This window comes from Variovorax sp. 01T439_2, from assembly GCF_056398445.1.
This window is the reverse complement of the sequence record NZ_JBFTPJ010000127.1, coordinates 1-8,966: the sequence shown is the minus strand read 5'-3', so window position 1 is coordinate 8,966 and position 8,966 is coordinate 1. Positions and strand designations below refer to the sequence as shown.

Here is an 8,966-nt window from a genome sequence, read left to right as displayed (position 1 = left end):
ATGGAGGACATGTCGATCACCAGCCGCTGCGCGTCCGCCGGCGCATCGGCCACGCCGTTTTCGCCGAACAGTGCGCGCTCGACCACGGCGGCCGCGTTGAGGCTCGTGATCACGAAGTCGCTCGCGGCCGCCGCGTCGGCCGCAGTGGGAGCGGCGTGGGCGCCCTGCGCCTGCAGCGCCTGGACCTTGGCCTTGTCGGGATCGAACACGCTCACTGCGTGCCCGCATTCGAGCAATCGGCGCGCAATCGCCGAGCCCATGATGCCCACGCCGATCACGGCGATGCGCTGGCGGTTGAATGTCATGGTCAGAGGCTGGCGGTGATGCCGCCGTCGACGTAGAGGATGTGGCCATTGACGAAGCTCGAGGCATCCGAGGCCAGGAAGATGGCCGCGCCGCCCAGCTCCTGCACATCGCCCCATCGTCCGGCCGGCGTGCGGCCCGAGAGCCATGCGGTGAAGGCTTCGTCGTTCACCAGCGCCTCGGTGAGTTCGGTCTTGAAGTAGCCGGGGCCGAGGCCGTTGACCTGGATGCCGTGCTTGCCGAGATCGATCGCCATGCCCTTGGTGAGCATCTTCACCGCGCCCTTGGTGGCGGCGTAGGGCGCGATGTTGGGCCGCCCCAGTTCGCTCTGCACCGAGCAGACGTTGATGATCTTGCCGCGCTTGCGCTCGATCATGCGCTGCGCCACGAAGCGGCCGACGAGGAACACGCTGTCGATGTTGGTGGTGGTGATCTTGTGCCAGGCATCGATCGGAAACTCCGCGAAGGGACCGCGATGCTGCATGCCGGCGTTGTTGACGAGGATCTCGATCGGGCCGATCTCCGCTTCGATGCGGGCCACGCCGGCTTCCACGGCAGCGGCGTCGGTGACGTCGAAGGACACGGCCTCGGCTGCCACGCCCTGGGTGCGCAGCGCATCGCGGGCCGCGGTGAGCGAAGCGGCATCGCGCGCATTGAGCACGACGCGAGCGCCGGCCGCACCGAGCGCCGCCGCCAGCGCGAAGCCGATGCCCTTGCTGGAGCCGGTGATGAGGGCGATGCGCCCGGACAGGTCGAACAATTTCAAGAAAAGCTCCTTGGGGAGGAAAGCGGATGCGGGATGGGTGTGTGACAGTCCTTTCAAGTTACCGGTATCTTGAATTGTCGTCAATGGGTGAAACCTGTATTCCATCTCTCCCTTGCGGCCTCTAGAGTTACCGATATCATATTTGCGATTTACCGCAGGAGAACCGTTTGACCGCTGCCACCCCATCCCCGCACGTGCTGATGCCCGGCACCTACCCCGAATGGGACATGGCACCCCTGCGGTCGCAGTACACGCTGCACCGCCTGTGGGAGGCACCCGACCGGCAGGCCTTCATCGCCGAACATGCGCCGAACATCCGCGCGGTCGCCACGCGCGGCGAACTGGGCGCGAACGCCGAACTCATCGCCGCCCTGCCCGCTCTCGAACTGATCGCCTGCTACGGCGTGGGCACCGACGGCATCGACCTTGCGGCCTGCCGCGCCCGCGGCATCCGCGTGACCAACACGCCCGACGTGCTCAACGGCGACGTGGCCGACCTCGCTGTCGGGCTCACGCTGGCATTGCAGCGGCGCATTCCCGCGGGCGATGCCTTCGTGCGCAGCGGCGCCTGGGCCAACGGCGGCATGCCGCTGACCACGCGCGTCTTCGGCCAGCGCATCGGCATCGCCGGCTTCGGCCGCATCGGCAGCACCATCGCGCGGCGGCTTTCGGGCTTCGAGATGGAGCTGGGCTACTTCAGCCGCACGGCGCGCGAGGACAGCCCGCACCGCCACTTCGGCAGCCTCGCGGCCATGGCCGAATGGTGCGACGTGCTCATCGTCATCCTGCCCGGCGGCGAGGCCACGCGGGGCATCGTCAACGCGGAAGTGCTGCAGGCGCTGGGGCCCAATGGCTGGTTCGTGAACGTGTCGCGCGGCACCACGGTCGACGAGGGCGCGCTGCTGCAGGCGCTCGAGCAGCGCAGCATCGCAGGCGCGGCGCTCGACGTGTTCCAGAACGAGCCGCGCATCGACCCGCGCTTTGCGGCGCTCGACAATGTGGTGCTGCATCCGCACCATGGCAGCGGCACCGAGCAGACGCGCCGCGCCATGGGCGAGCTGGTGCGCCGCAACCTGCAGGCGCACTTCGGCGGCCTGCCTCTCATTACCCCCGTGGCCTGAAGGAGAAATTCCATGCGTATGCGTTGTATGTGCCTCGTGATCCATGCCCCCGACGACCTGCGGCTGGAGGAACAGGACGCGGGCGAGATCGGCCCGGGCCAGGTGCTGGTGAAGGTCGGCATGGGCGGCATCTGCGGCTCCGACCTGCACTACTTCCACAACGGCGGCTTCGGCACGGTGCGCATCAAGGAGCCGATGGTGCTGGGCCACGAGGTGGCCGGCACCGTGGTGGCGACGGCGCCCGGCGTCGACAGCGTGCGCATCGGCGACAAGGTGGCCATCAATCCGAGCCGCCCCTGCGGCGCCTGCAAGTTCTGTCTCGAAGGCCTGCCCAACCAGTGCCTGGAGATGCGCTTCTACGGCAGCGCCATGCGCATGCCGCACGTGCAGGGCGCATTCCGCAACATGCTGCTGTGCGAGGACACGCAATGCGTGAAGGTGGCGGACCACGTGCCGCTGCGGCTGGCGGCGCTGGCCGAGCCGTTCTCGGTCGGGCTGCATGGCGTCTCGCGCGCAGGGCCGCTGCTGGGCAAGCGCGTGCTGGTGTCGGGCTGCGGGCCCATCGGCGTGCTGGCCATTGCAGCGGCGCGCGTGCACGGCGCGGCCGAGATCGTGGCCACCGACGTGGTCGACGAACCGCTCGCGATTGCACGCGCCATCGGCGCCGATCACGCCATCAACGTCGCGCAGGACAAGGCCTGGGTGTCGCGCTATTCGGCCGACAAGGGCACTTTCGACGTGATGCTCGAATGCTCGGGCAACGAGCGTGCCCTGCGCGACGGGCTCGAGGTGATGCGCCCGCGCGGCGTGGTGGTGCAGCTGGGCCTGGGCGGCGACGTGAGCATTCCGCAGAACATGGTGGTGGCCAAGGAGCTCAGCATTTGCGGCTCGTTCCGCTTCCATGCGGAATTCGCGCTGGCGGTGCGGCTCATCAACGAAGGGCGGGTCGACCTGTCGCCGGTGGTGTCGCACACCTTTCCGATGCTGCAGGCGCGCGAGGCTTTCGAGCTGGCGAGCGACCGGAAGCAGGCGATGAAGGTGCTGATCGATTTTGCGGACGCCGGGGAAGCCGCAACCGCCTGAGCCTGCGCGGGAGCGGGCTCAGGAACTCTCGCGCTGGGTGATCTGGAACGGGATCAGCACCGTCTCCGGCGGTGGGCGATGGYCGTCGACGGCACCGTCCATCACGCGCAGCAGCAGCTCGCCGGCCGCCTTGCCCAGGCCCACGCAATCCACCGCCACGGTCGTGATGCGCGGGTGCGAGGCACGGGCCACCTCGAAGTCGCCGAAGCCTGCGATCGCGATGCGGCCCGGCACCTCCCAGCCGCGGCGCTGGCATTCCATCAAGGCGCCGAACGCCGACAGGTCGGACACGCAGAGCACCGCGTCCACGTCGGGCCACTGGCGAATCAATTGCGCCACCGCTTCGCCGCCCTGCGCCATCGAGATCGGCGGCTGGCCGAAGCTGATCACGCGGCCGTCGGGCAGGCCGAGTTCGCGGATCGCCTGCGCGTAGCCGCGCTGCCGGTCGGCCCCGCGCGTGTCGCGGTTCGAGGTGCCGCCGATGAAGGCGATGCGCCGGTAGCCCTGGCCGTGCAGGTGCCGCACCATCGCGCCGGCCGCCTCCGCATTGGAGAAGCCGACCGTGTGCTCGATGGGCGTGGCGGGCAGGTCCCAGGTCTCGACCACCGGCACGCCCGCCGCTTGCAGCATGGCGCGCGCGGCGGGGGTGTGCGAGCCGCCGGTGAGGATCACGCCTTCGGGCCGGCGCGCGAGCATGGCGCGCAGCAGGCGCTCCTCGTTCTCCACGCGGTAGTCGGTATAGCCCAGCAGCACCTGCAGGCCGCGCGCTTCGACGGCCGCGGTGATGCCCTGCGCGGTTTCGGAAAAATTGGAGTTGTTGAGCGACGGGATCAGCACCGCGATGAAGCCCGAGCGCTTGCTCGAGAAGGTGCGCGCGGTCTGGTCGATCACATAGCCCATCTCCTCGCAGGCCTGCAGGATGCGCTGGCGCAGCGCCTCGGAGGTCGCGCGGTCGCTGCCCGCGCTGCGGTTCAGCGCGCGCGACACCGTCATCTTCGAGACGCCGACGCGCGCGGCCACGTCGGCCATTGTTGCCGGGCGGGACGGGGGGGCGGGGGCTTTGGTCGGGGGCAAGTGCTCTCTCTGGAATGGGCTTGAGGATATGCGAGGGATTCGATGGATACCGATAACGAAAATTTCGCATCCGGATCGGATCTTCCGATGTCCGGCATGGTGGAAATTCTAGAGTGACGCCAGACCGCACTCCTGTTCGGGAAAAGCCTAGGTTACCGGTATCACACTCGATGCCAGACTTCGGCCATGACCATCGAAGTCTTCGACGCCCGTTTCGCATCCGTGGTCCATGGCGCCCCGCCGCTCGAACGCCTGTGCACCGGGGCGGCATGGAGCGAAGGCCCGGTGTGGATGCACGAAGACGGCGCGGTGCTCTGGAGCGACATTCCCAACAACCGCATGCTGCGCTGGCACGCCGACACCGGCATGAGCGTGTGGCGCGAAGGCGTGGAGTTCACCAACGGCCACACGCGCGAGGCCGATGGCGCCCTGCTCCATTGCTCGCACGGCCGGCGTGCCATCGTGCGCACCCGCTTCGGCCCGGGCTTCGTGCCGCTGGCCGACGAGGTCGTGGTCGACCGTTACCAGGGCCGGCGCCTCAACTCTCCGAACGACGTGGTCGTGAAGCGCGACGGCAGCATCTGGTTCACCGATCCGCCCTACGGCATCGTCTCGGACCATGAAGGCCACAAGGCCGAGAGCGAACTGGGCCGCAACCATGTCTTTCGCTTCGACCCCGCCACCGGTGCGCTGCGTGCGGTGAGCGACTTCATCGAAGAGCCGAACGGCCTGGCCTTCTCGCCCGACGAAAGCATCCTTTATGTGAGCGACACCTCGGCCGCATTGCGCACCGACGGCTCGGGCCACCACCACATCGTCGCCTTCGACGTGATCGGCGGACAGGACCTCGCCAACCCGCGCGTGTTCGCCGTGGTGAACCCGGGGCTTTCCGATGGCTTTCGCATCGACGTGAACGGGTTCCTCTACACGAGCAGCGCCGACAGCGTGCAGGTCTACCACCCCGACGGCACGCGCATGGCGCGCATCGCCGTGCCGGAAAAGGTGGGCAACCTCACGTTCGGCGGCAGCGGCGGCAGCGACGGCAACGCGCTCTACGTGTGCGCCTCCACTTCGCTCTATCGCATCCGCCTCCACACGCGCGGAGCGACCTGCCCATGAACGCGCCCCTCCTGCAATTCCAGTCCCTCTGCAAACGCTTCGGCGGCACGCAGGCCGTGGACCACGTGACGCTCGATGTGCGCGCCGGCGAAATCCTCGCGCTGCTCGGCGAGAACGGCGCGGGCAAATCCACGCTCATCAAGCTGCTCGCGGGCATCCATCCCGCGGACCAGGGCGAGATTCTTTTCGACGGCCAGCCGCAAGCCGCCTGGCGGCGCGCCGACCGCCGCGAGCAACCCGTCGCCTTCATTCACCAGGACCTGGGCCTTGTCGAATGGATGACCGTGGCCGAGAACGTCGGCCTGGGCACCGGCTACCCGCGCCGCTTCGGCCTCATCGACTGGTCCGCCGCGAACGAGACCGCACGCCGCGTGATGGCGCGCGTGGGCTGCGACATCGATCCCGGCCGCCGCGTGTTCTCGCTCACGCGGTCCGAGAAATCGTTGCTCGCCATCGGCCGTGCGCTCGAAGTCAAGGCCCGCCTGCTGGTGCTCGACGAGCCCTCGGCCAGCCTGCCGATGAGCGACGTCGAGCGCATGTTCGGCGTGCTGCGCGAACTGCGCCGGCAGGGCATGGCGATGCTCTACGTGTCGCACCGGCTCGACGAAGTGATGGCCATCTCCGACCGCGCAGCCGTGATGCGCGACGGCAAGCTGGTGGCGGTGAAGACCACGGCGCACACCAACGAAGGCGAGCTGGTCGGCCTGATCGTCGGCAAGGCACTCTCGGCCTCGGTGCCCAAGGCGAGCGTTCCGGCAGCAAGCGTGCCGGTGCTGCAACTGGATGGCGCGGCCAGCGGCAATGCCGGCCCGCTGAGCCTCTCTGTGCACCGCGGCGAAGTGCTGGGCCTCGTCGGCCTGCGCGGCGCAGGGCACGAGGCCATCAGCCGCGCGATCTTCGGGCGTGAGCCGCTGTCCGCGGGGCGGATGCAGCTGCTCGGCGCTGAATGCGATTTCACCTGCCCCGCCGATGCCATTCGCGCGGGCGTGGCCTATGTCGCCGGGGAGCGGCTCGAAGAAAACCTCGCCGGCTCGATGACGGTGCTGGAGAACCTGTTCCCCAACGCCGCGCTGCATGGCGATCGCGGCCTGGCCTTCGACCGTCCGCGTCGCGAGAACGACAGCGCGCTCGCATTGATCCGCCGCTTCGACATCAACCCGCCCGCGCCGTCGGCCGAGGTGCAGCAGCTTTCGGGCGGMAACCAGCAGAAGGTGGTGCTGGCGCGCTGGTTCCATCTGGACAAGCCGCTGGTGGTGCTCGAGGAGCCCACGGCCGGCGTCGACGTCGGCGCCAAGCGGCAGATCTACGGCGTGCTGCGCGAGCGCGCGGAGGCCGGCACTGCGCTGGTGGTGGTCTCCACCGACTTCGAGGAAATCGCGACCGTGTGCACCCGCGTGCTCGTCTTCCGCGACGGGCTGATCGCCGCCGAACTGACGGGCGAGGCAATCACGGTGGAAAGACTTTTGGCATTGGCAGCAGGCGCCGCCGTGGCGCACGAGGAAATTTCCGCATGAGCAGTTCGATCAAATCCACCGCCCTGGAGCCCGACAAGTCGCTCGACGGCGAGGCCGTTTCCTTCGCGCAGCGCATCGGCCGCGCAATGCCGGTCTATGGCCTCGTGGCGCTGATGGCGGGCCTCGCCCTGCTGTTCTCGCTGCTGCTGCCCGACACCTTTCCAACGCTGTTCAACCTGCGCGCGATCCTGGCCGACAAGTCGGTGATCGCGCTGCTGGCGCTCGCCGCGACCATCCCGATGATCACCGGCAAGATCGACCTCACCGTGGGCTACGGCATCGTGCTGTGGCACATCCTCGCGATCAGCCTGCAGACGCAGTTCGGCTTGCCGTGGCCGGCCGCGGTGCTCATCGTGTTGCTGTGTGCGGCGCTCTTCGGCGTGCTCAACGGCCTCCTGGTCGAGCTCGCGCAGATCGACTCCTTCATTGCCACGCTGGGCACCGGCACCGTGATCTATGCGGTCGCGATGTGGCACAGCGGCGGACGCCAGGTGGTGGGCGACCTGCCCGATGGCTTCGTCGGCATCGCGGGCGGGAGCCTGCTGGGCCTGCCCGTCGGCGCGTTCTACGTGCTCGCGGTGAGCGTCACGCTCTGGGTCGTTACCGAGTTCACGCCGCTGGGGCGCGCGCTGTACGTGATCGGCGCCAACCCGAAGGCGGCGCAGCTCAACGGCATCGCGGTGCGCAAGCATGTGATGGGCGCCTTCGTCGCCTCGGGCCTGCTCTCGGGCTTTGCGGGCGTGCTGCTCGCCTCGCGCCTGCAGATCGGCCAGGCCAGCGTGGGGCTGGAGTTTTTGCTGCCTGCGCTGGTCGGCGCCTTCCTCGGCTCCACCACCATCCGGCCCGGCCGGGTGAACGTGTGGGGCACGCTGGTGGGCGTGGCGATCCTGGCGATCGGCATCTCGGGCATCCAGCAGTTCGGCGGTGCCTTCTATGTCGAGCCGCTCTTCAACGGACTCACGCTGCTGGTGTCCATCGGCATCGCGGGCTGGGCGCAGCAGCGGCGCAACCGCTCGATCAAGCGGCGCATCGCCGAGCGCCAGCTCGACCATGCGCAACAACCGGTTCCCTCAACGCCGTCGAAGTGACGGTTCACCGCAACGACTGGAGACAAGCATGAAGAAGAAGAGTGTGGTTCCCGCGCGCACCGTCGCCGCCGCCGTGCTGGCGCTGTGCGCCGCCGCGCTGGCGCCCAAGGCGATGGCCGACGACTTCCTGGATGCCGCGAAGAAGAAGGTCGAGATCGCCACCATGACCAAGGAGAAGTGGGACGGCCCCACCACCGGACCCAAGGCCGCCGCGGGCAAGACCATCGTCTTCGTCGCAGGCGACATGAAGAACGGCGGCATCGTGGGCGTGAGCAAGGGCGTGGAGGAAGCGGCGCGCGCCATCGGCTGGACGGTGCGCGTCATCGACGGCCAGGGCACGGTCAGCGGGCGCACCGCGGCACTCAACCAGGCGCTGGCCGTGAAGCCCGCGGGCATCGTGGTCGGCGGCTTCGACACCACCGAGCAGAAGGCGGCGTTCTCGGGCGCGGCCAAGTCGGGCATTCCGCTGGTCGGCTGGCATTCGGGCGAGCAGCCGGGCCCGAACGACAAGGCGGGCCTCTTCGCCAACGTGACCACCGTGACGGACGACGTGGCCGACGTCGCCGCCTCGTGGGTGGTGGCCGATTCGGGCGGCAAGGCGGGCGTGGTGATCTTCACCGATTCGCAGTACGCGATTGCGCTCTACAAGGCGCGCGCGATGGAGGCGGTCATCAAGAAGTGCGGCGGCTGCACCGTGCTGAGCTTCGAGGACAGCCCGATCTCCGAAAGCTCGACCCGCATGCCGCAGCTCACCACCTCGCTGCTGCAGCGCTTCGGCGACAAGTGGACGCACTCGCTGGCCATCAACGACCTGTACTTCGACTTCATGGGCCCCTCGCTCACCGCGGCGGGCAAGAAGGGCGACGGATCGCCCAAGGCAGTGTCGGCCGGTGACGGC

General features: G+C 68.6%; 9 protein-coding genes. 6 read left to right on the top strand and 3 right to left on the bottom strand.

What is annotated here, in order from left to right; all coding sequences use genetic code 11:
• A partial coding sequence (locus AC1DOC_RS08630) for an NAD(P)-binding domain-containing protein (RefSeq protein ID WP_478129668.1) occupies positions 1-305 on the bottom strand: 305 nt, incomplete at its 3' end.
• A gap of 2 nt (positions 306-307) precedes the next feature.
• Complete coding sequence (locus tag AC1DOC_RS08625) at positions 308-1,069, bottom strand: SDR family oxidoreductase (protein WP_412511307.1); 762 nt, start codon at positions 1,067-1,069, stop codon at positions 308-310.
• 167 nt (positions 1,070-1,236) lie between these two features.
• Here AC1DOC_RS08625 and AC1DOC_RS08620 point away from each other — a divergent pair, with 167 nt between their 5' ends.
• Together AC1DOC_RS08620 and AC1DOC_RS08615 are read left to right on the top strand one after the other, a co-directional pair.
• Entirely contained in the window at positions 1,237-2,190 is a 954-nt protein-coding gene (locus tag AC1DOC_RS08620; protein ID WP_018905573.1) for a 2-hydroxyacid dehydrogenase, read from the top strand.
• 12 nt (positions 2,191-2,202) lie between these two features.
• Entirely contained in the window at positions 2,203-3,273 is a 1,071-nt protein-coding gene (locus AC1DOC_RS08615; protein ID WP_478080222.1) for an L-idonate 5-dehydrogenase, read from the top strand.
• Positions 3,274-3,291: 18 nt separating this feature from the next.
• Here the strand turns inward: AC1DOC_RS08615 and AC1DOC_RS08610 are convergent, their stop codons facing one another.
• Entirely contained in the window at positions 3,292-4,302 is a 1,011-nt protein-coding gene (locus AC1DOC_RS08610; RefSeq protein WP_478129667.1) for a LacI family DNA-binding transcriptional regulator, read from the bottom strand.
• 231 nt (positions 4,303-4,533) lie between these two features.
• On the opposite strand from AC1DOC_RS08610, the gene AC1DOC_RS08605 reads away from it, so the two are divergent.
• The 4 genes from AC1DOC_RS08605 to AC1DOC_RS08590 form a co-directional block, all read left to right on the top strand.
• Complete coding sequence (locus AC1DOC_RS08605; protein ID WP_478081355.1) at positions 4,534-5,466, top strand: SMP-30/gluconolactonase/LRE family protein; 933 nt, start codon at positions 4,534-4,536, stop codon at positions 5,464-5,466.
• Positions 5,463-6,980, top strand: coding sequence for a sugar ABC transporter ATP-binding protein (locus AC1DOC_RS08600; RefSeq protein WP_478081356.1), 1,518 nt, complete (start codon positions 5,463-5,465; stop codon positions 6,978-6,980). Before AC1DOC_RS08605 ends, AC1DOC_RS08600 begins: the two co-directional genes overlap by 4 nt.
• Positions 6,977-8,068: an ABC transporter permease gene (locus AC1DOC_RS08595; RefSeq protein WP_012748442.1), complete on the top strand. Its 1,092-nt coding sequence runs from the start codon at positions 6,977-6,979 to the stop codon at positions 8,066-8,068. The genes AC1DOC_RS08600 and AC1DOC_RS08595 overlap by 4 nt, the downstream gene beginning before the upstream one ends.
• A gap of 28 nt (positions 8,069-8,096) precedes the next feature.
• The coding region (locus AC1DOC_RS08590) for a substrate-binding domain-containing protein (protein WP_478129666.1) at positions 8,097-8,966 on the top strand (870 nt) is incomplete at its 3' end.